Annotated in this window: 2 protein-coding genes; both read left to right on the forward strand. The window is 49.3% G+C overall.

Features of this window, described 5'->3' with window-relative positions; translation table 11 throughout:
* Window positions 1-265 (forward strand): hypothetical protein (locus tag QGG57_07085; protein ID MDP7007918.1); only part of this gene is annotated, 265 nt, incomplete at its 5' end.
* 110 nt (window positions 266-375) lie between these two features.
* On the forward strand, window positions 376-610 hold a 235-nt coding region (locus QGG57_07090; protein MDP7007919.1), incomplete at its 3' end, for an ATP-binding cassette domain-containing protein.

Below are 610 nucleotides of genomic sequence, written 5' to 3' on the forward strand. Positions count from 1 at the left end.
CTTTGGAGCTGCGATGGGCATTTCCCTGATTTCATTATTCATGAACGTGACCTGGCCAAAGGTCGGAGCTACGCAATTCACATTGTATATGGCTCTTCTGAACTTTGGGGCGTTATTCGGCCTTAAAATGGCTGGATACTTCGAAGAGAATTTTACCTTTACTACCACAATCCTGATTGGTGGAACTTGTCAATTGATGATTGCGTTTGTCTTGCCCTATATAGATCCCGGGCAGACACGCCGTGAATTAGGCAACGAATTCTAGCGGTAAGCCTTAAGTTGGGGGCTTTCTGGAAGTTCGCCTTGGAGACAGGGCAGACCCACCAAAGAACAAAACAACCACAGTATTAAATTAAACAAAGGCGTCAGGGGGGTGTGAAGGAGAAACTCGCAAACATTTATATATATATCGTGCAGAGGGCGGCGATGGCTTCGTTGCTCACTGTGAAAGATTTGCGCCACGGTTTCGGCGCGGGGAAGACACGACTTGAGGTGCTACAGGGCGTTGAGTTTGAGATCGCTCCGGGCGAATTGGTCGCATTGATGGGGCCTTCCGGCTGCGGTAAGTCGACGTTACTCAATATCATCGGTGGACTGCTCGCCGCCGATT

Source organism: Candidatus Poseidoniia archaeon, from assembly GCA_030748895.1.
Classification (GTDB): domain Archaea; phylum Thermoplasmatota; class Poseidoniia; order MGIII; family CG-Epi1; genus UBA8886.